This is a genomic window from Streptantibioticus silvisoli (assembly GCF_027947535.2).
GTDB classification, from domain to species: domain Bacteria; phylum Actinomycetota; class Actinomycetes; order Streptomycetales; family Streptomycetaceae; genus Streptantibioticus_C; species Streptantibioticus_C silvisoli.
The window spans coordinates 28290-48424 of sequence record NZ_JAAGKO020000051.1; the positions used below are offsets into that span (position 1 = coordinate 28290).

A 20135-nucleotide genomic window follows, 5' to 3' on the forward strand; every position below is an offset into this window, starting at 1 on the left:
CTGCCCCGCGGGGGTTGCGGGCGAGCCCGCGGCGTTGCCCGCCTCCTCATCCGTTACCTGCGCGAGATCCGTTACGTGCGCGGGCCGGTCACCGCCCGTGACGTCCGCCGGGTTCCGGGCTCCCGCATGGGCCACGGCGTTCGTATGACTGTCGGCGTACGAGGCGTCGGAGACCTCGAATCCGACCACGTAGAGCTGCTGCACGTCATTCCTCCCCCGTCGGCGCCCCCTCGGAGGGCCATGCGCCAGCACCCGTCGCACGCCTGACGTCATGTCATCATCCGACGATCTGCTCGCCAGGACCATGCGCAGGCGGATACCGCGAAGTCCGGCGCCCCGGGCCGACCCCGCGCGTTCGCCACCCACCGCGCGGCGGCTCACCGCTCACGTCGCGCCGGCCCACCGCTCGCCGACCCCGAATCGCCACGCCCCCGCATCCGCCCACCCCGTGCCCGCGCCCCGCGCCCCGCGCCCGGATACGCCCGAGGGGGCCGACCAGTGGTCGGCCCCCTCGGGGTGCGTGCGCGCGGCCGGCCGGAGCCGACCGTACGACGCGGGTGTCAGCTGCAGCCGCTGGTGGAGCCGCAGCCCTCGCAGACGTAGCAGCTACCGGCGCGGCGCATCTTGGTGCCGCAGGAGAAGCACAGCGGGGCGTCGGCGTTCAGGCCGAGCTGGATCTCCATCAGCTCGGTGCTGTTGTGCGCCTCCTTGGGCGCCGGTGCGGCGGCCGCGACGGGCGGGGCGCCGACCGGGGCGGCCGGCAGCGGGGCCTGCGGCTGGAGCGGCGCGGACTGGGCCAGGCCCTCCACGTCGACGTCCTCACCCTCCGGCTCGTAGGAACCGGTGTCGAGGTGGCGCTGGCGTTCCTCGGCGGAGTGGATGCCGAGGGCGGAGCGGGTCTCGAAGGGCAGGAAGTCCAGCGCCAGGCGGCGGAAGATGTAGTCGACGATCGACTGGGCCATCCGCACGTCCGGGTCGTCGGTCAGACCGGCCGGCTCGAAGCGCATGTTGGTGAACTTCGAGACGTACGTCTCGAGCGGAACGCCGTACTGCATGCCGACCGAGACCGCGATGGAGAAGGCGTCCATCATGCCCGCGAGGGTGGACCCCTGCTTGGACATCTTGAGGAAGACCTCGCCGAGACCGTCGTCCGGGTAGGAGTTGGCGGTCATGTAGCCCTCGGCGCCGCCGACCGTGAAGGAGGTGGTGATGCCGGGACGGCCCTTCGGAAGGCGCTTGCGGACCGGCCGGTACTCGACGACCTTCTGCACCGGGGCCTCGACGGCGGCCGGCGCCGCGGCGGGCTCGGCCTCCTTCTTCTTCGCGGACAGCGGCTGGCCGACCTTGCAGTTGTCGCGGTAGATCGCCAGCGCCTTGATGCCCAGCTTCCAGCCCTGGTGGTAGATCTCCTCGATCTCCTCCACCGAGGCGGTCTCCGGCATGTTGACGGTCTTGCTGATCGCGCCGGACAGGAACGGCTGGGCGGCCGCCATCATCCGCACATGGCCCATCGGGGAGATGGCCCGCTCGCCCATGGCGCAGTCGAACACCTCGTAGTGCTCGGGCCGCAGCCCGGGGGCGTCGATGACGTTGCCGTGCTCGGCGATGTGGGCGACGATCGCCTCGACCTGCTCGACCTGGTACCCGAGGCGCTTGAGCGCCTTGGGCACGGTGTTGTTGACGATCTGCATCGAGCCGCCGCCGACGAGCTTCTTGAACTTGACCAGGGCGAGGTCGGGTTCGACGCCGGTGGTGTCGCAGTCCATCATCAGGCCGATGGTGCCGGTCGGCGCGAGCACGCTGGCCTGCGCGTTGCGGAACCCGCTCGTCCCGCCGAACCGCAGTACGTCCTGCCACGCCTCGCTGGCAGCGGCCCACACCGGAGTGTCGAGGTCGTCGACGCGGTGGGCGGCCTCGTTGGCCTCGGCGTGCTGCCGCATGACGCGCTGGTGGGCGTCGGCGTTGCGGGCGTAGCCGTCGTACGGGCCGACGACGCCGGCCAGCTCGGCGGAACGGCGGTAGGAGGTGCCGGTCATCAGGGAGGTGATGGCGCCGGCGAGCGCGCGGCCGCCGTCGGAGTCGTAGGCGTGACCGGTGGCCATCAGCAGGGCGCCGAGGTTGGCGTAGCCGATGCCGAGCTGGCGGAAGGCGCGGGTGGTCTCGCCGATCTTCTGGGTGGGGAAGTCGGCGAAGCAGATGGAGATGTCCATCGCGGTGATGACCAGCTCGACGACCTTGGCGAACCGGCCGGCGTCGAAGTGCTGGTGCCCCTGGCCGTCATCACGCAGGAACTTCATCAGGTTCAGCGAGGCGAGGTTGCACGAGGAGTTGTCCAGGTGCATGTACTCCGAGCACGGGTTGGACGCGGTGATGCGGCCGGACTCGGGCGAGGTGTGCCAGTGGTTGATCGTGTCGTCGTACTGGATGCCCGGGTCGGCGCAGGCCCAGGCGGCCTCGGCCAGCTTCCGGAACAGCCCTCTGGCCTCGACCTCTTCGATGACCTCGCCGGTCATCCGGGAGCGCAGGCCGTACTTCTCGCCCTTCTCGTACGCCGTCATGAACTCGTCGTTGACGCGGATCGAGTTGTTGGCGTTCTGGTACTGGACCGAGGTGATGTCGTCGCCACCGAGGTCCATGTCGAAGCCCGCGTCACGCAGGGCGCGGATCTTCTCCTCCTCCTTCACCTTGGTCTCGATGAAGGCCTCGACGTCGGGGTGGTCGACGTCGAGCACGACCATCTTGGCGGCGCGGCGGGTGGCACCACCGGACTTGATGGTGCCGGCCGAGGCGTCGGCGCCGCGCATGAAGGAGACCGGGCCGGAGGCGTTGCCGCCGGAGGAGAGCAGTTCCTTGGAGGAACGGATGCGGGAGAGGTTCAGGCCGGCGCCGGAGCCGCCCTTGAAGATCATGCCCTCTTCCTTGTACCAGTCGAGGATCGACTCCATGGAGTCGTCGACGGACAGGATGAAGCAGGCGCTGACCTGCTGCGGCTGGGTCGTGCCGACGTTGAACCAGACCGGGGAGTTGAAGCTGAAGATCTGGTGGAGCAGGGCGTGGGCCAGCTCGTGCTCGAAGATCTCGGCATCGGCCGGGGAGGCGAAGTACTCGTGCTTCTCGCCGGCCGCACGGTAGGTCTTCACCACCCGGTCGATGAGCTGCCGCAGGCTGTTCTCGCGCTGCGGGCTGCCGACCGCGCCGCGGAAGTACTTGCTGGTGACGATGTTGACCGCGTTCACCGACCAGGAGTCGGGGAACTCGACGCCGCGCTGCTCGAAGTTGATCGAGCCGTCGCGCCAGTTGGTCATGACGACATCGCGACGTTCCCAGACCACCTCGTCGTACGGGTGGACACCGGGCGTCGTGTGGATGCGCTCGATCCGCAGGCCCTTCACCGCCTCGGTCGCCTCCGGCTTGTCAGCCTTGGCGGCCGCGTCGGCCTTGGCGCCCTTGGCGCGTGAGCCACGTGCTGAGCCGCTCGTCGTCTCTGTCATGCCGCCTCCCTATATGGGCGAAACGCCCGGATGTACGGCGGTTGTTCCCGCCGCACGATGGTGTCTGCCGCCTCGGCGCGCTCGGCGCCTCGGCAAGTTCATGGGTCGCTGGGTACGACGCGGCGGGCGCCCCGGTCGATCGGGGCGCGCGGGGCCTCGTCGGCCGCTCAGCCGGCCGCGGGCCCGGCCGGCACGGGGGCGGCGTCGGCCCCGTCGGCGGCACGGTCCGCGGGTGGTCGCCCGGGGTCGGGGTCCGCCTGTCCGGCGGCCACCGCCCCGGCGCGTTCGCGCAGTTCGACGATGGCCGACTCGAAGTCCTCAAGGGAGTCGAAGGCCCGGTATACGGAGGCGAAGCGCAGGTAGGCGACCAGGTCCAGGTCGCGCAGGGGGCCGAGTATCGCCAGTCCGACGTCGTGGGCGGACAGTTCGGCGCTTCCGGTGGCCCGGACGGCCTCCTCGACCCGCTGGCCCAGCTGGGCGAGGGCGTCCTCGGTCACCGGGCGCCCCTGGCACGCCTTGCGCACTCCGGCGATGACCTTGTCGCGGCTGAACGGCTCGGTGACGCCGCTGCGCTTGATGATCATCAGGGAGGCGGTCTCGACGGTGGTGAACCGCCGACCGCAGTCGGGACACTGGCGGCGCCGCCGGATCGACGTACCGTCGTCGGTGGTGCGACTGTCGACCACGCGGCTGTCGGGGTGCCTGCAGAAGGGGCAGTGCATCTGTCTCCTCCTTCACCCTGTGTGGAACCGCGGTACGCGCGAGTCACCGCCGTACGGCATACGAAACAACGCTTCGCCCGGCCCGTGAGGGCGCCGCGCGACTGGCTCAAGCATAGGCGATCCCGGGATCAGGGGGCCCATCGGGACCACTACCCATAGGACGCCGGTCCATATGTAACCACTACATGTGGTGGCAGTGGAGGAACCCGAGCCATCGCGTGTCGCGCGTTCTCCCGGCGACCGAGAGCCTACGCGAGAGTCCGGGCGCCGCGCGAACGACCCCGGGGCCGAACGGGCCGGTCACGTACGGTGACGATCGGAAACGCCGAAATGGCAGCGGGCGCGGGTACGCCGGGCGAACGCCTTACCCGCCGGGACGGACGTTATAGCGCCGGATAAGCGGGCGGGAAAGACTCCGGCCGCCACCGCGGGGGCGGTCGGCCGGCGGCACGCGGAAACCCGGGCGCCACCCCGGCACCGGGGAGCGGAAACCCCGCCGGGGGCGCTCCCGCACCGGCGCGGGGAAACCCCGGGGGCGCCCGGCGAGGGTGTACGCAAACCCCGGGGCGTGCGGCGGATGAGTGGGAACTACGCTGGGTTTACGAAGTTTCACCGAAGGCGCTTCCCGGCCGTCAATACACCCAATATCTTGATCACGTCAGGCCATTCCTAAAACATCACTCGAACGTGTGTTTGGCGCAACCTTTCGAAAGCAACTACCGTTGTCCTACTAGGGAGAACAGCCAGAGAGGGGCCGCCGTGACCACGACCGCAGACAGCGCCATCATCACTTCCCAGGACCGCTCCCAGGGCCGGCTCGATGACATGAACAAGATGAACGACGAGACACTCAAGCCAGGACGCTCGTTGCCCGGACGACCGCCAGGAATCCGTGCGGACAGTTCGGGACTGACGGACCGCCAGCGGCGAGTCATCGAGGTGATCCGGGATTCCGTGCAGCGACGCGGATATCCCCCCTCCATGCGGGAGATCGGTCAGGCGGTCGGCCTGTCGAGCACGTCGTCGGTCGCGCATCAGCTGATGGCCCTGGAGCGCAAGGGATTCCTGCGCCGCGACCCGCACCGGCCGCGCGCCTACGAGGTCCGCGGCTCGGACGCACCGCTGAGCCAGACCACCGACACCACCGGAAAGCCGTCGGCGTCCTACGTGCCGCTGGTGGGCCGGATCGCGGCCGGCGGGCCGATCCTCGCCGAGGAGTCGGTGGAGGACGTCTTCCCGCTGCCACGCCAACTGGTGGGCGACGGCGAGCTGTTCGTGCTCAAGGTGGTCGGCGACTCGATGATCGAGGCCGCCATCTGCGACGGCGACTGGGTGACGGTACGCCGTCAGCCCGTGGCGGAGAACGGCGACATAGTGGCGGCCATGCTGGACGGCGAGGCCACCGTCAAGCGCTTCAAGCGCGAGGACGGTCACGTCTGGCTGCTGCCGCACAACGCGGCGTACCAGCCGATCCCCGGTGACGAGGCGACCATCCTGGGCAAGGTCGTGGCGGTACTGCGCCGGCTCTGACCCGCCGGCGGCCCTGACGCCACCCCGTAATCCCGGCCGCGCTGGCCGGGGTTACAGGGTGGCGTCGTTTCAGCCGCCTGACGCGGCGTCCGGCGACCGCGTCAGCTCTGCCCGTCCGCCTTCGCGGCGATGGCGGACAGGGAGCGGCGCACCTGGGCGCCGTCGACGGTGTACCAGAACTCCGGCATGGAGGCCCGCAGGAAGCTGCCGTAGCGGGCGTTGGCCAGCCGCGGGTCCAGGACGGCGACGACACCGCGGTCGTCGGTCGCGCGGACCAGGCGGCCGGCGCCCTGGGCCATCAGCAGCGCGGCGTGGGTGGCGGCGACCGCCATGAAGCCGTTGCCGCCGCGCTCCTCCACGGCCTTCTGCCGGGCGCTCATCAGCGGGTCGTCGGGGCGGGGGAACGGGATACGGTCCATGACCACCAACTGGCAGTTGGGGCCCGGCACATCGACGCCCTGCCAGAGCGACAGGGTGCCGAACAGACAGGTCCCGGCGTCGTTGGCGAACGTCTTGATCAGTTCGCCCAGCGTCTCCTCGCCCTGAAGCAGGATGGGGAAGTCCAGCCGGCCGCGCAGCGCGTCGGCGGCGGCCTGCGCGCCACGCATGGAGGAGAACAGGCCGAGGGTGCGGCCGCCGGCGGCGGTGATCAGGTCGGCCAGCTCGTCGAGCATGTCGGCGCGGTTGCTGTCCCGGCCGGGCTGGGCGAGGCCGCGCGCGACGTAGAGGATGCCCTGCTTGGGGTAGTCGAAGGGCGAGCCGACGTCGATGCCCTGCCAGGGCGGGGGAGCCTCGTCGGCGGAGCCGTCCGCCGGCTCGTCGCGGGCGCCCTGCGGGCCCAGGCCCAGGGAGGCGGCCACCCCGTTGAAGTCGCCGCCGAGCTTGAGGGTGGCCGACGTCAGCACGACCGAACGGTCGGTGAACAGCTTCTCGCGCAGCAGCCCGGAGACCGACAGCGGCGCCACCCGCAGCGAGGCGCCGAAGCGGTCGTGGCGCTCGCACCAGACGACGTCGAACTCCGACTCCTCCAGCAGGCGTTCGGCGACCGAGTGGACGTGCTCGATGGCGGCCCTGGCCTGCTTGCGGACCGCGTCCTCGTCCTGGTCGGACTTCTCGCGGCTGTCGCCGAGAGCGGTGATCACCAGGCGGGAGGCGTCGCGCAGCGCGGCGAGCACGAAGGCCAGATCCTCCGGGATCTCCTCCAGGCGGCCGGGCAGCGCCAGCTCCATCACCCGCTCGAAACCCTCGCCGGCACTCATCAGGGCGTCGGCGGCCTTCTCGTTGACCAGCTTGGCCGACCGCTTGACGGCGCGGCTGACGGCGCCCGGGGTCAGCTCGCCGGTGGCGACACCGGTGACGCGGGAGACGAGTTCGTGGGCCTCGTCGACGATCAGCACCTCGTGGCTGGGCAGCACCGGGGCGCCCTGGATGGCGTCGATGGCCAGCAGGGCGTGGTTGGTGACGACGACGTCGGCCAGCTTGGCGCGTTCCCGGGCGGCCTCGGCGAAGCACTCGGCGCCGTAGGCGCACTTGGAGGCGCCGACGCATTCGCGCGAGGTGACCGACACCTGGGACCACGCCTTGTCGGACACGCCGGGCGTGAGGCCGTCGCGGTCACCGGTGTCGGTCTCGCCGGCCCACTCCCGCAACCGCATCAGGTCCTTGCCGAGCTTGCTGCTCGGGCCGCCCATCTGCTCCAGGGGGTCGAAGAGGCCGTCCTCCTCGTCGCTGGGCACCCCCTCGTGCAGGCGGTGCAGGCACAGGTAGTTGGACCGGCCCTTGAGCATCGCGTAGAGCGGATGGCGGCGCAGCAGCGGGGCGAGGGACTCGACGGTGCGGGGCAGGTCGCGTTCGACCAGCTGGCGCTGGAGGGCGAGGGTGGCGGTGGCGACCACCACCCGCTCGCCGTGCGCGAGGGCGGGCACCAGGTAGCCGAGGGACTTGCCGGTGCCGGTGCCGGCTTGGACCAGCAGGTGCGAACCGTCGTCGACGGCGGTCCTGACGGCTTCGGCCATGGCCACCTGACCAGGCCGTTCCACGCCACCGACGGCGGTGACGGCGGCATGGAGGAGATCGGGGAGGGCGGGCTTTTCCATAGGACCTCCACCCTAAGGGGCGCCACCGACACCGGTGCGACGACGGCCGCCGGTGCGGGCCGCTCCGCGGGGGTACGGCAAGGGGCACGGCGGTGCGGACGGCTCCGCGGGTACGGCGGACGAAGCGGCACGTACGGGCTGCTCCGCAGGTGGGGCAGGCGGTGCGGGCTGCTCCGCAGGGGCGACAGGCTGTGCGGACGGTGCGGGCTGCTCCGCGGGTACGGCAAGGGGCGCGGACGGTGCGGACGGCTCCGCGGGTACGACACCCACTGCCGACCGCGTCCACCGCTCCGCGACCACGGCGGCACGTCGGCCACGTCGACCACGTCAGCCAGCGCCGACGGCACCCACGCCCCGCGACACGACGAATCCGCGCAGACAAGCCATCCGTCGGATGAACGTGCCCGTGAACCGCCCGTCGGATGAACGTGCCGGCGGTCCGCAGAAGAACCCGGCCGTCACATGAAATGACTGGTGCGGCGGTCGCGGACCATGAGGGCGGCACGTTTGTCCGGCAGGTCCAGCTCGGCGGCGAAGCGGAAGCCGGCGGTGAGGAACGCGGCGACCGAGGGGGTGTTGCGCAGATCGGGCTCGGCGACCACCCGGGCGCAGGCCGGGCGGCGGAGCAGGATCAGGTCGGCGACCGCCCGCAGCAGCGCGCCGCCGAGGCCGCGGCCGCGATCGGCGACCGTGCCGAGCAGCAGGTGGAGGCCGGTGTCGTGCGGGCGGGCCGGGTAGAAGCGGGCCAGCGGGTCGAGGTCGGCGCGGTAGACCTCCCAGTAGCTCATGGGGGTGCCGTCGAGCACGCCGAGGCAGGGCGCGCTACGGCCGTCGCCGCCGAGCTGGCCGTCCAGATGGCGCCGGGTGGCCTCCTCCGGGCCGGCCAGCGCCCAGAACTCGGCGACGGACGGGTCGTTCATCCACCGGGTGATCAGCCGCAGATCGCGGCCCGGCTCGACGGGCAGCAGCTGGAACGTGCCGCGTTCGGTGTCCACCGGGCCCCAGCCGGGCAGGCCGTCGAGCAGGTCGCCGTAACGGCCGCCGCCGGGTTCGGCGGGCCAGGCGGTCCCCGTCGTGTCGAGCGGTCCGGCCAGGTCGGCGAGGTCGTCCGGCAGGGCCAGGTCCAGCGTGTCGTCCTCCGCGTCGAGCGCGAGGGCGCCGCCGCTGTCGCCGGGGGCGGAGCACTGCCGGTCGGCGGCCGGTGTGCCGGGTCCGTGGCGGGCGCCGGGGTCACCGTCGGAGGTGGTCGCGCTGAAGTCGGTGGGTGGCATCGGCGGCACACCCTCCTTGCCGTGGTTCACGCCGCTGGCGCGGCGAGGGGGTTGGTGAGGGTGACGTAGACGGACTGCGTGTCGACCGGGCCGACGAGCTCGTCCAGGCCGTTGAGGCGGGTGAGCAGGTTGGCCTTGCAGCGCAGGGTGGGGCTGTCGAGCAGCGTCCCGGGCAGCCCCGAGGCGTCCGGCACCGCGGCCTCGCGGGCCAGGAAGCGGCGGAACGCGGCCAGCAGGACGCGTTCGTCGGCGAGCCGCTGGGCACCGAACGCGCCGATCAGGCCGAGGACGTTGTTGATGCCCAGGTAGTACGCGAACCGCTCGTCGGCGACCGCGTCGTCGACGAAGGTCTCGCTGGCGGTGCCGATGCCGGGCAGCGCGCGGTCGAGCGCGGCGCGGCGGGAGGCGCGGAAGTAGTAGCCCTGGTTGTCGCGGAACCAGCCGCCGCGCGGCCAGCCGAGCGGGTCGAGGGCGACCAGGGTGTTCTGCTGGTGTGCCTCCAGAGCGATGCCCGCCTGGCCGTCGAGCCGCAGGATCGGGCGTACGACGGTGTCCAGGTAGCGCAGGAACCACTCGGTGCCGACCGCGCCGACCGGCCGCCCGGTGCGTTCGGCCAGTCGCAGCGTCAGCTCGGCCAGCCCGGAGCGCCACTCGCCGTGCGGTCCCGCGGCGGTCAGGCCGGCCAGGCAGACGACGGCGTCGCGCGGACCGAACGGGACGTGCCGCAGCACGACGTCCAGGCCGGTGACCGGTTCGCCGGACGGGCCGTCGACGGCGATCCAGGCGGGGTCGCGGACGATGTCGAAACCGGGGCACCCGGCCCGCCAGCGCCGGCCGACCGGACCGCGCAGCAGCCGGTTGACCTCGGCGCCGCGCAGGAGTTCCTTGCGCAGGTTCTCCCGGCGTGAGTTGGTGATGCGCAGCGCCAGCGACAGCTTCAGCATGGTGTCGGCGCCGGCCCGGTAGAGGGTGCGGACCGACGAGGTGGGGCGCCATGCCTCGCCCAGCGGGCCCAGGTCGCGCAGCAGTCCGGCGTTGAGCAGCGCGCGTACCCGTGGCCGTTCGCCCAGTTCCCGGGCCTGCCACGGGTGGACCGGCAGCGCGGCGGTGCCTTCGGGCAGCCGCAGACCGGGGCCGGCCAGCCGGGCGGTGAGAACGTCGGCGGGCACCGGGCGGCCGCCCTCCCGCCAGCCGGAGTCCATCGCCAGGACCGAGCGGTCGACCGCCCACCAGTGCACCTGGAAGGCGCCGCGCGTCTCCGGGGAGTACGCGGACGTCTCGGCGTCGGACAGGCCCACGCGGCTCTTGGGCGACGGGTGCGCGGGGTGGCCGAGCACCAGCGCCTGCTCGGCGGCGAGGAACGGCGGGGTGCCCGGCGGCGCGGCCGGGCGGGCACGCCGGTCGGCGACGAACAGCGCGGTCCTGCGCACCGAGTCGGCGACCCGGGCCACCAGATCCGTCCGGTCCGCCACCGCTCCCCCGGCCGCTCCGGCCTCCCGGGCCAGCAGGGCGGCCAGCGTCACGGCGTCCACGGGGGCGCGCGGCGGAGCGGCATCGGGGGCGGGGGCGGAACCGGTGGCGCGCGGCGGCTCGGCGTCGGGGGCGGGGGCGGCGCCCGGGGAGCTGTCGGTCACCGGGGAGTCGGCGGCCACCGGCGGACCGTCGATCAGCGGTGGGCCGAACCGGTGGGTGCCGGCCGGCGACCAGTAGCGCACCGGTACCCGCAGGACGCACCCGGTGGCGGTCAGCGAAAGGCGCAGTACACCGTCGGCTCCGGGAACGGCGCCGGTCTCCCGGACCCAGCAGCGCAGCAGGTTTTCGGTGCCGACGGCGTCCGCGGTGGTGTAGGCGGCGGACAGGGCACCGCTGGCGCCGCCGGTGGGCACCGCCGCGGAAAGCCCGTTACCGGTACCGGCAGCGGCACCGCGCGTCGCGTCAGCGGTCGTCCGGGGCCGCCCGACCGCCCGCGCGGGCGACGTCGGCAGGCTCGTCGCGTCGGCCGCCCGGCTCGCCCCGATGTCGCCGGGTACCCGGCCCGTACCGGTGTCCCCCGTCGGTGCCGGTGACGAACGGGGCTGAGGAACGGCGGGGGACGCAGCGAGCGTGTCGGGGGTGGTCATGTCGTGCTCCGGTGGGTGGTGCGTTCCGCGGCGGCGATGGCGTCGGAGAGGCGGTCGAGGACGGCCTCGGCCTGCTCGTCGGTGATGGTCAGCGGCGGCAGCAGGCGAACGACGGCACTGTGGCGGCCGCCGAGTTCGACGATGAGGCCGCGGCGCAGGGCCTCGGCGCGGACGGCGGCGGCCAGTCGGGGGGCGGCGGGCAGGGCGCCGTATTCGTCACGATCGGCCTCGGCGTCGACCAGTTCGACGCCGATCATCAGACCGCGGCCGCGGACGTCGCCGATGCCGGGGTAGTGCGCGGCCAGTCCCCGCAGCCGGGTGGTCATGCGGGCGCCGAGCACGTCGGCGCGGTGGGCGAGGTTGTTCGCGGCGACGTACCGCAGGGTGGCGGTGCCGGCGGCCATGGCCAGCTGGTTGCCGCGGAAGGTGCCGGCGTGGGCGCCCGGCCGCCAGACATCGAGTTCCTCGCGGTAGACGATGACGGCCAGCGGGAGGCTGCCGCCGATGGCCTTGGACAGCACCATCACGTCGGGCACGACACCGGCGTGGTCCACCCCCCAGAACGTGCCGGTACGGCCGACGCCGGTCTGCACCTCGTCGGCGATGAGCGGGATGCCGCGTTCGGCGGTGACGCGGCGCATGTCGCGCAGCCAGGCGTCCGGGGCGGGGATGACGCCGCCTTCGCCCTGCACCGGTTCGACGATCATCCCGGCGGGGGGCTGGATGCCGCCCTTGGGGTCGTCGAGCAGGCTGGTCGTCCAGCGGGTGGCCAGCCGGGCGCCCTGGGTGCCGCCGACGCCGAACGGGCAGCGGTAGTCGTAGGGGTAGGGCAGCCGGGTCACCCCGGAGTCGGCCCCGCCGGCCGCGCTCCGCGCCTCGGTGTCCGCCGTGACGGCCAGCGCGGCGGACGTCATGCCGTGGTAGGCACCGGTGAACGCCAGCAGTCCGCCGCGGCCGGTGGCGGTGCGGACCAGCTTGACGGCGGCCTCGACCGCGTCGGTGCCGGCCGGGCCGCAGAACTGCACGCGGGCGTGGTCGGCGAGTTCGGGCGGGAGCGTCTCGAACAGGGCGGTGGTGAAGGCGTCCTTGACCGGGGTGGCGAGGTCGAGCGTGTGCAGGGGGGCGCCGGAGTCGAGGACGGCGCGGATGGCCTCCAGGACGACGGGGTGGTTGTGGCCCAGGGCCAGGGAGCCGGCGCCGGTCAGGCAGTCGAGGTACCGGCGGCCGTCGGCGCCCTCGATCATCATGCCGCGGGCCCGTACCGGGACGATCGGCAGCGACGTGGCGTAGGTGCGGGCGGCGGACTCGCGGGCGGCCTGCCGGCCCAGGATGGCGGCCGGCCCGGTGTCCCCGGCCGGTTCCGGTGCGCCGGGCGCCGCGGCTTCCGGCACGCCGGGCGCCGCCGGGGTCGGGCCGCGACGCGGTGGCGGTGCGAGTGACGGCGATCCGGTCACGGTGCGCTACCTCCCGGGAGGTTGACGGAGTGGGGTCTCCCTCAGGTATCAACGCCCGGCCGCGCGACGGGCAACGGTCTGGCGGGCGTGACGTTGACCGCCGGTGACCCCCATGGCGTCGAGCCTTCACAGGGGAACCACCGGCCCGCCCCGAACCGTCCCCGATCACGAAGGCATCATGGGGGCGGCCCCGGCATGCCGGGGTGATGTCAAAGACACAACAGGGGGGCACAACTCCATGTCACGCATTCGCCGTTCCGGTGTGGCGGCGGTCGCCGTCGCCGCGGCGCTCGCCATGTCGGCCACGGCGTGCGGCGCCAAGGACACCAGCGCCGGCGCCGCACCGAGCGTCACCGCGTCACCGTCGACCGCCGCGCCGACAGCGCACCTTCCGCACCTGCCGCTGCCCAGCGGTCTGCCGACCAGCCTGAAGGACCTGCGCAAGTGGCAGGACGGCGACTGGAAGAACTGGAAGGACTGGGGCCAGCTCGCGCACGCGGCGGCGGCGTTCGCCAACCCGATCATCAAGGACCTGTGGAAGCCGGCGCGGATGAGCCAGGCCCGGCCGGAGACGCCGGACCAGGTGCCGGCCAGTGTCGGGCGGGACAAGGGCGTGACGGACCCCGAGCCGGCGCCGGTGACCGCGCAGGCCGTGGCCACGCCCTACCACCAGTACCAGGCGGCGGTGGGCAAGGTCTTCTTCGACAGCCCGCAGGGGCCGATGGTGTGCTCCGGCACGGTGGTCCAGGACCCGGCGCACCCGGGCAAGTCCGACCTGGTGTGGACCGCGGGCCACTGCGTGCACCGCGGTGCGAAGGGCGGCTGGTACCGCAACATCGCGTTCGTGCCGTCGTACAACGATCACGCGCTGCCGTCCTCGCAGGTCAGTACCGCACCCGAGTCGCAGGTCGCGCCGTACGGCGTGTGGTGGGCGGACTGGGCGCAGACCTCGAACCAGTGGATATCCACCGGTGAGGAGACCGGCGGGACCGGTTCACCCTACGACTACGCGATCCTGCACGTGAAGCCGGAGAAGGGCACGGGCAAGTCGTTGCAGGAGACCGTCGGCGCGGCGATGCCGGTGTGGTTCGACGCGCCCTCCGCGTCGGCGCTCCCGTCACTGACCGCGTTCGGGTACCCGGCGGCCCCGCCGTTCGACGGCCAGCGGATGTACGACTGCCCGGCCAGGCCCGGACGTCTGTCGCTGGACACCTCCGCGCCCACCGAGTACCGCATCGGCTGCACGATGACCGGCGGTTCGTCCGGCGGCGGCTGGTTCGCCAAGAAGCCCGACGGCACGGTGGCGCTGGTGTCGAACACCTCGATAGGCCCGCAGGCCAACACCTGGCTGGCCGGCCCGTACCTGGGCCCGGTCGCACAGGGCGTATTCGACGCGATGGAGAAGAAGATCGGCTAGTCGCACCGCAGCACCTCGGGCGTTCGGGGGCCCGGCCCGCACGAGGCCGTCCCCGGACGTCACCGGGACCCGGCGCGATGCCAGGGCCCGGCGCGACGACGAGGGCCCGTACCCCCGGTGACCGGGGGTACGGGCCCTCGTGGTGTGCGGGCCGGGTCAGCCCTGGGCGGCGGTGAGCGCGTAGGGGCTGAGCTCGGCCGCGAGGTCGTCGTGGACCAGGGCGGTCAGCAGCGTGCCCTCCGCGGTGTGCTCCTCGCTCAGTACCTCGCCGGCGGCGTGCACCCGGGAGACCAGGCCGCCGTGGGTGTACGGCACGAGGGCCTCGACGCGGGCCGCCGGGCGCGGGAGGCGCTCGTCGATGATCGCCAGGAGTTCCTCGATGCCGAGGCCGGAGCGGGCCGAGACGGCGATCGCGTTCCGCTCCTCGCGCAGCAGGCGCTGCAGGACGAGCGGGTCGGCGGCGTCGGCCTTGTTGACGATGACGATCTCCGGCACGTCGATGGCGCCCACCTCGCGCAGCACCTCGCGGACGGCGGCCAGTTGCTCCTCCGGAACCGCGTGGGAACCGTCGACGACGTGCAGCACCAGGTCGGCGTCGCCGACCTCCTCCATGGTGGAGCGGAACGCCTCCACCAGGTGGTGCGGCAGATGCCGGACGAATCCGACGGTGTCGGCCAGGGTGTACAGCCGCCCGCTGGGGGTCTCGGCGCGGCGCACGGTCGGGTCCAGGGTGGCGAACAGCGCGTTCTCCACCAGGACGCCGGCGCCGGTGAGCCGGTTGAGCAGCGAGGACTTGCCGGCGTTGGTGTAGCCGGCGATGGCGACCGACGGCACCTGGTGGCGCTTGCGTTCCTGGCGCTTGAGGTCGCGGCTGGTCTTCATCTCCGCGATCTCCCGGCGCATCTTCGCCATCTTCTCGCGGATACGGCGCCGGTCGGTCTCGATCTTCGTCTCACCGGGACCACGGGTGGCCATGCCGCCACCGGAGGAGCCGGAGCCACCGCCACCCATCTGCCGGGACAGCGACGCGCCCCAGCCGCGCAGCCGCGGCAGCATGTACTGCATCTGGGCGAGCGAGACCTGCGCCTTGCCCTCCCGGGACTTGGCGTGCTGGGCGAAGATGTCCAGGATCAGGGCGGTGCGGTCGACCACCTTGACCTTGACGACGTCCTCCAGGTGGATGAGCTGACCGGGGCTCAGCTCGCCGTCGCAGACCACCGTGTCCGCGCCGGTCTCCAGGACGATGTCGCGCAGCTCCTGGGCCTTGCCGGAGCCGATGTACGTGGCGGCGTCGGGCTTGTCGCGGCGCTGGATGACGCCGTCGAGCACCATGGCGCCGGCGGTCTCGGCCAGGGCGGCGAGTTCCGCGAGGGAACCCTCGGCCTCCTGGGCGGTGCCGTCGGTCCACACGCCGACCAGCACCACGCGTTCCAGGCGCAGCTGCCGGTACTCGACCTCGGTGACGTCCTCGAGTTCGGTGGACAGGCCCGCCACCCGGCGCAGTGACGCGCGGTCGGAGCGGTCGAGCTGGTCACCGTCACGGTCACCGTCGGTGAGCCGGCTCCACTGTGCGTCCTCCTCCATCAAGGCCTTGGCCCGCAGGCCCTCCGGAAGACGCCGGCCCGGGGCCGGGTTGGATGCGGAAGAGGAAGAGGAAGAGGAGGAGAAGGTCATCGGGTCCCATCGTCGAGGAAGGTCGGCGGGCGGGTGCCGCCGCTCAGAGGCAGTGTGCCCCGTTGTCAGCCGTACGGAACAACGCGTCAGGCTCCAGGGGGATTCCCGCGGCCGCCACCGGGGCGGCCCGGCGTCGATGGTCGCACGGCCGCCCCCGCCCGGTCACGCGGGTTTCGGCGACGGAGGCGCCGGTGGTTCTCGTGACGTGATACGTCCGGTTCGCGCACGCCGCCCCACGTGATGTCCCGTCCGTCGAGACCGCTTCTCCGACGCCATACGTCATGATTCCGCCGGTCCCCGGGCCAGGAGTCTCCGCCGTGTACGTCACGATCCCACCGGACCCGAGGCCGGATCTCCCCCACGTATACGTCACGATTCCCGGGGCGCCGGCCCCGGCTTTCCCCACGTGTACGTCACGATCCCGCCGGAGCCCGAGCCGGGCCTCCGCACGTGTACGTCACGATTCCCGGGGCACTGGCGGCGCATTCCGCACGTGTACGTCACGATCCCGCCGCGCCCCCAGGACGTTTCCGCCGGCCCGCCGCGCCGCGGGCGTCAGCGGGACGCGGCGGCGAGCGGGTGACGGGTGCGGTAGACGTCGTAGACGCCGTCGACGCCGCGCATGGCGCGCATGAGGGCGCCGAGCGCGCCGGGTTCGGCCAGCTCGACGGTGTAGGTGTGCCGGACGCGGTGCTCCTGGGGGGGTTCGACCTCGGCGGCGACGATGCCGACGCCTTCGGCCGAGATGGCCTCGGTGAGGTCGGCCAGCAGCCGGGGGCGGCCCAGCGCCTCGGCGCGCAGCGTGACGCGGAACGCGGCGGCGGGCGATCGGCCGCCCCAGCGCACCGCCCGCTGGTCCCGGCCGTCCTGCGTCATCCGGTCCGCCGTCGCGCATTCGTCACGGTGGACGGTGACGGTGTTGCCGCGGGTGACGAAGCCGGTGACGGTGTCCGGCGGTACCGGGGTGCAGCAGCCGGCGAGGCGGACCGCGGCGCCGGGCAGGTCGGTGACCGCGACCGGTTCGGCGGCCTCCGCCGGCTGCGGGGCCCGCGCGGGCCGGACCGGCACCGGTGCCGTCGGCTCGCCGCCCGGCCCGTCCGCCGCCGAGACCGCCGGGTGGGCGGCGAGCCAGCGGCTGATGGCGATGCGGGCGGCCGGGGTGCGGGCGTGGTCGAGCCATTCCGGGGAGGGCGCGGAGCCGGCGGCCATCAGCAGGTCGAGGCTGTCGCCGTCGCCGAGCGTGGTGCCCAGTGAGGCGAGGCGGCCGTTGATCATGGCGCCGACGCAGGCGTGGGCGCCCTCGCCGTGCAGCGCGTACGCGGCGTCGACGCAGGTGGCCGCCTCGGGCAGGCCGAGGGTGGTGCCGTCGGCGGTGACGACGGTGATCTCGTGGTCCTGGGCGAGTTCGTCGCGCAGCGCGGTCCAGAACGTCTCGGGGTCGGAGGCGTCGCCCTGCCAGCGCAGCAGCCGGGAGAGCCAGCCGGGGCGGGTGGGGTCGCTGCGCTCGCCCTCCGGGACGGCGGCGGTCTGCTCGTCGGGTCCGGCGACGGCGGTGAGGTTGCCGAGGGCGATGACGCCGGCCTCGGCGACCAGGTGCATGCGACGGGTGCGCACCAGTACTTCGGTGATGGCGCCGCCACGGTCGGCGACCGCGGTGTGCAGCGACTGGTAGAGGTTGAACTTCGGCGCGGCGATGAAGTCCTTGAACTCGGAGATCACCGGAGTGAAACAGGTGTGCAATTCCCCCAGAACGGCGTAGCAGTCGGCGTCCTCGGCGACCAGTACCAGCAGTCGGCCGAAGTCGCTGCCGCCGAGGTCGCGGCCGCGTTTGAGCCGGGCGCGGTGCACCGACAGCACGTGCCGGGCACGTACGGCGACCTCGGCGGCGATGCCGGCGTCGCGCAGTACGGCCCGCACCTCGCGGGCGCAGCGTTCCAGCGGGTCGGGGAGCTTGGCGTGCCGGGCCATCAGCTCCCGCGCCGCGGCGTACTCGCCGGGGTGGAGGATGGCGAAGACCAGGTCCTCCAGCTCGGTCTTGAGGGCCTGGACGCCGAGGCGTTCGGCGAGCGGGATGAGCACGTCGCGGGTGACCTTGGCGATGCGGGCCTGCTTTTCGGGGCGCATCACACCGAGGGTGCGCATGTTGTGCAGCCGGTCGGCCAGCTTGATCGACATGACCCTGACATCGTTGCCGGTCGCGACGAGCATCTTGCGGAACGTCTCGGGCTCGGCGGCCGCGCCGTAGTCGACCTTCTCCAGCTTGGTGACGCCGTCGACGAGGTAGCGGACCTCCTCGCCGAACGCGGCACCGACCTGGTCGAGCGTCACGTCGGTGTCCTCGACGGTGTCGTGCAGCAGGGAGGCGGTCAAGGTGGTGGTCTCCGCGCCGAGTTCGGCGAGGATGAGGGTGACCGCCAGCGGGTGCGTGATGTACGGCTCGCCGCTCTTGCGGGTCTGCCCGCGGTGCGAGGACTCGGCGAGCACATAGGCGCGGCGCAGGATGTCGAGGTCCGCGCGGGGGTGGTGGGCGCGGTGCGTCTTGGCGACGTGTTCGATCGCGTCCGGCAGCCGGTCGCGGCCGCCGGCGGCGCCCACCGCGGCGCGGCCGAGCCTGCGCAGGTCGAGACGGGTCAGTCCGCGCCGCGGGCGCGCGGCGGGAAACGCCGCCGACGTGGCCGGGGCCGCCTCGGAAGACGGCAGGGGGGTGGCGGGGACCGCGTCCATCGCGTTGTCTGCGCTCATCGGGGCACCTCCGGCAGCCTCCACCGACTGCGGAGCGGGACACCGCGCCGGTGCTTGATGCTATCGACCCCACCACGCCCGTTCTCCGGCGTCCCGGTCGGTGAGACCTGGTTCACCTGTTGGAGGGAACCTCGGCCCGAACCGGCATCCGACGGCCGTTCGGCTGCCTGCGGCCCGTCAACCGCGCTTCGCGGCGGGCGGATGACGTCCCACCGGCGCGGATGACGCCGCGTCACCGGAGCCCACCCGGCGCCGGGTGGCGGAGGACCGGGGCGCCTTGCGCTGCCGCAGGCCGGACCGGGCGTCGCGTCAGCCCCCGGATCGTCAGCCCGGTTCGCCCTCGAACCGTCAACCTCGCCGGCCCTCGAACCGTCAGTCCGCCGGCTCCGGTCAGCCCCGAACCGTCAACCTCCGACAGCCCTGGACCGTCAACCCGCCGACCCCGGCCACCCCTCGAACCGTCAACCTCCGACAGCCCTGGACTGTCGACTTGCCGACTCCGGTCAGCCCCCGAAACCGTCAACCCGCTGACCCCCGACAGCCTCCGAATCGTCAACCCACCGCTCCCTGAAAGCCTCCGAGCCGCCAACCCCGAATCCCCTCGGCCCGTCGCCCCCGAAACCCCTCCACCGTCAACCGGCCGACATCGACAGCCCTCAACCCCTCAACCCCACCCCTCAACCCCACCCCTCAGCCCCTCAGCCAGGCGGGGTCGATGAAGCCTTCGGCGACGATGACGGCGGGGCCGGTCATCTCCACGGTGCCGTCGGGGTGTTCGGTGATGACGAGCCGGCCGCCGGGCACGTCGACGGTGTACGTGGCCGGTTCACCGGTGACCGACGGGTCGACGCCGTCGCGGCGGGCCGCGGCGACCATGACGGCGCAGGCGCCCGTACCGCAGGAGCGGGTCTCGCCGGAACCGCGTTCGTGCACCCGCAGGGCGACGTGCCTCGGGCCGCGCCGGACGACGAACTCGACGTTGACGCCGTCGGGGTAGGCGTCGCCGGCGTCGACGGCCGGGGCGTCGAGCAGCGGGCCGGCGTGGCTGAGGTCGTCCACGAAGGTCACGGCGTGCGGGTTGCCCATGTTGACGTGGTGGGAGGGCCAGGTGCGGGCGCCCACGGTGACGTTGACCTCGCCGCCCGGCAGGGTCGCGCGGCCCATGCCGACGGTCACCTCGCCCGGGGCGCCGCCGGCGGCGGGCGGTGCGACCCGTACCCGGCGGATGCCGGCCCGGGTGGCGACGGCCACCTCACCGGGGCCCGCCGCGCCGATACGTTCCAGGTAGCGGGCGAAGACCCGGACGCCGTTGCCACACATCTCGGCGACGCTGCCGTCACCGTTGCGGTAGTCCATGAACCACGCGGCCTCGCCGGCCAGGGCGGCGGCCTCGGGGTGGGCGGCGGAGCGGACCACGCGCAGGACGCCGTCGCCGCCGATGCCGGCCCGCCGGTCGCACAGCCGGGCGACGGCCGCGGCGGACAGGTCGAGCAGGCCGTCCGGGTCGGGAAGGATGACGAAGTCGTTCTCGGTCCCGTGGCCCTTGAGGAAGGCGATGCCGTCCGCGTCGGGGGCGGCGGGACCGGACCATGCGCTGTTCACGGGTCCGATCGTACGG

At 73.1% G+C, this 20135-nt stretch carries 11 protein-coding genes; 2 read left to right on the forward strand and 9 right to left on the reverse strand.

Going from position 1 to position 20135, the window contains the following annotated elements:
- Positions 1–560 precede the first annotated feature (560 nt).
- Together POF43_RS27365 and nrdR are read right to left on the reverse strand one after the other, a co-directional pair.
- Complete coding sequence (locus POF43_RS27365) at positions 561–3491, reverse strand: vitamin B12-dependent ribonucleotide reductase (RefSeq protein ID WP_271323913.1); 2931 nt, start codon at positions 3489–3491, stop codon at positions 561–563.
- 167 nt (positions 3492–3658) lie between these two features.
- Complete coding sequence (gene nrdR / locus POF43_RS27370) at positions 3659–4213, reverse strand: transcriptional regulator NrdR (RefSeq protein WP_271323914.1); 555 nt, start codon at positions 4211–4213, stop codon at positions 3659–3661.
- A 759-nt stretch (positions 4214–4972) separates the two neighbouring features.
- Here nrdR and lexA point away from each other — a divergent pair.
- Positions 4973–5743, forward strand: coding sequence for a transcriptional repressor LexA (lexA, locus tag POF43_RS27375; protein WP_271313710.1), 771 nt, complete (start codon positions 4973–4975; stop codon positions 5741–5743).
- Positions 5744–5844: 101 nt separating this feature from the next.
- Here the strand turns inward: lexA and POF43_RS27380 are convergent, their stop codons facing one another.
- From POF43_RS27380 to POF43_RS27395, 4 genes are all read right to left on the reverse strand, one after another.
- On the reverse strand, positions 5845–7839 hold the full coding sequence (locus POF43_RS27380; protein ID WP_271313711.1) for an ATP-dependent DNA helicase: 1995 nt from the start codon (positions 7837–7839) through the stop codon (positions 5845–5847).
- Between the two features lie 458 nt (positions 7840–8297).
- The gene (locus tag POF43_RS27385; protein ID WP_271313712.1) at positions 8298–9110 is read right to left on the reverse strand and encodes a GNAT family N-acetyltransferase; all 813 of its coding nucleotides are present in this window, start codon (positions 9108–9110) and stop codon (positions 8298–8300) included.
- A 26-nt stretch (positions 9111–9136) separates the two neighbouring features.
- Positions 9137–11230, reverse strand: a complete 2094-nt coding sequence (locus tag POF43_RS27390; RefSeq protein ID WP_372516137.1) for an IucA/IucC family protein — start codon at positions 11228–11230, stop codon at positions 9137–9139.
- Positions 11227–12621 (reverse strand): diaminobutyrate--2-oxoglutarate transaminase family protein, encoded by a 1395-nt coding sequence (locus POF43_RS27395; protein WP_271324267.1) that lies wholly within the window; start codon positions 12619–12621, stop codon positions 11227–11229. Before POF43_RS27395 ends, POF43_RS27390 begins: the two co-directional genes overlap by 4 nt.
- 301 nt (positions 12622–12922) lie before the next feature.
- On the opposite strand from POF43_RS27395, the gene POF43_RS27400 reads away from it, so the two are divergent.
- On the forward strand, positions 12923–14101 hold the full coding sequence (locus POF43_RS27400) for a trypsin-like serine peptidase (protein ID WP_271324268.1): 1179 nt from the start codon (positions 12923–12925) through the stop codon (positions 14099–14101).
- A 156-nt stretch (positions 14102–14257) separates the two neighbouring features.
- On the opposite strand, the gene hflX is transcribed toward POF43_RS27400, so the two are convergent.
- The 3 genes from hflX to dapF all read right to left on the reverse strand — a co-directional run bounded on the left by hflX (position 14258) and on the right by dapF (position 20119).
- Positions 14258–15775, reverse strand: coding sequence for a GTPase HflX (gene hflX, locus POF43_RS27405; RefSeq protein ID WP_372516138.1), 1518 nt, complete (start codon positions 15773–15775; stop codon positions 14258–14260).
- A gap of 555 nt (positions 15776–16330) precedes the next feature.
- The gene (locus tag POF43_RS27410; protein ID WP_271313717.1) at positions 16331–18517 is read right to left on the reverse strand and encodes a RelA/SpoT family protein; all 2187 of its coding nucleotides are present in this window, start codon (positions 18515–18517) and stop codon (positions 16331–16333) included.
- Between the two features lie 690 nt (positions 18518–19207).
- Positions 19208–20119: a diaminopimelate epimerase gene (gene dapF, locus POF43_RS27415; protein ID WP_271316183.1), complete on the reverse strand. Its 912-nt coding sequence runs from the start codon at positions 20117–20119 to the stop codon at positions 19208–19210.
- Between the last annotated feature and the right edge of the window lie 16 nt (positions 20120–20135).

What these genes read in the sequence shown, in the direction of transcription:
- POF43_RS27365 (WP_271323913.1), bottom strand. Translation starts at nt 3,491, where the DNA reads ATGACAGAGACGACGAGCGGCTCAGCACGTGGCTCACGCGCCAAGGGC.
- nrdR (WP_271323914.1), bottom strand. Translation starts at nt 4,213, where the DNA reads ATGCACTGCCCCTTCTGCAGGCACCCCGACAGCCGCGTGGTCGACAGT.
- POF43_RS27380 (WP_271313711.1), bottom strand. Translation starts at nt 7,839, where the DNA reads ATGGAAAAGCCCGCCCTCCCCGATCTCCTCCATGCCGCCGTCACCGCC.
- POF43_RS27385 (WP_271313712.1), bottom strand. Translation starts at nt 9,110, where the DNA reads ATGCCACCCACCGACTTCAGCGCGACCACCTCCGACGGTGACCCCGGC.
- POF43_RS27390 (WP_372516137.1), bottom strand. Translation starts at nt 11,230, where the DNA reads ATGACCACCCCCGACACGCTCGCTGCGTCCCCCGCCGTTCCTCAGCCC.
- POF43_RS27400 (WP_271324268.1), top strand. Translation starts at nt 12,923, where the DNA reads ATGTCACGCATTCGCCGTTCCGGTGTGGCGGCGGTCGCCGTCGCCGCG.
- hflX (WP_372516138.1), bottom strand. Translation starts at nt 15,775, where the DNA reads ATGACCTTCTCCTCCTCTTCCTCTTCCTCTTCCGCATCCAACCCGGCC.
- POF43_RS27410 (WP_271313717.1), bottom strand. Translation starts at nt 18,517, where the DNA reads ATGAGCGCAGACAACGCGATGGACGCGGTCCCCGCCACCCCCCTGCCG.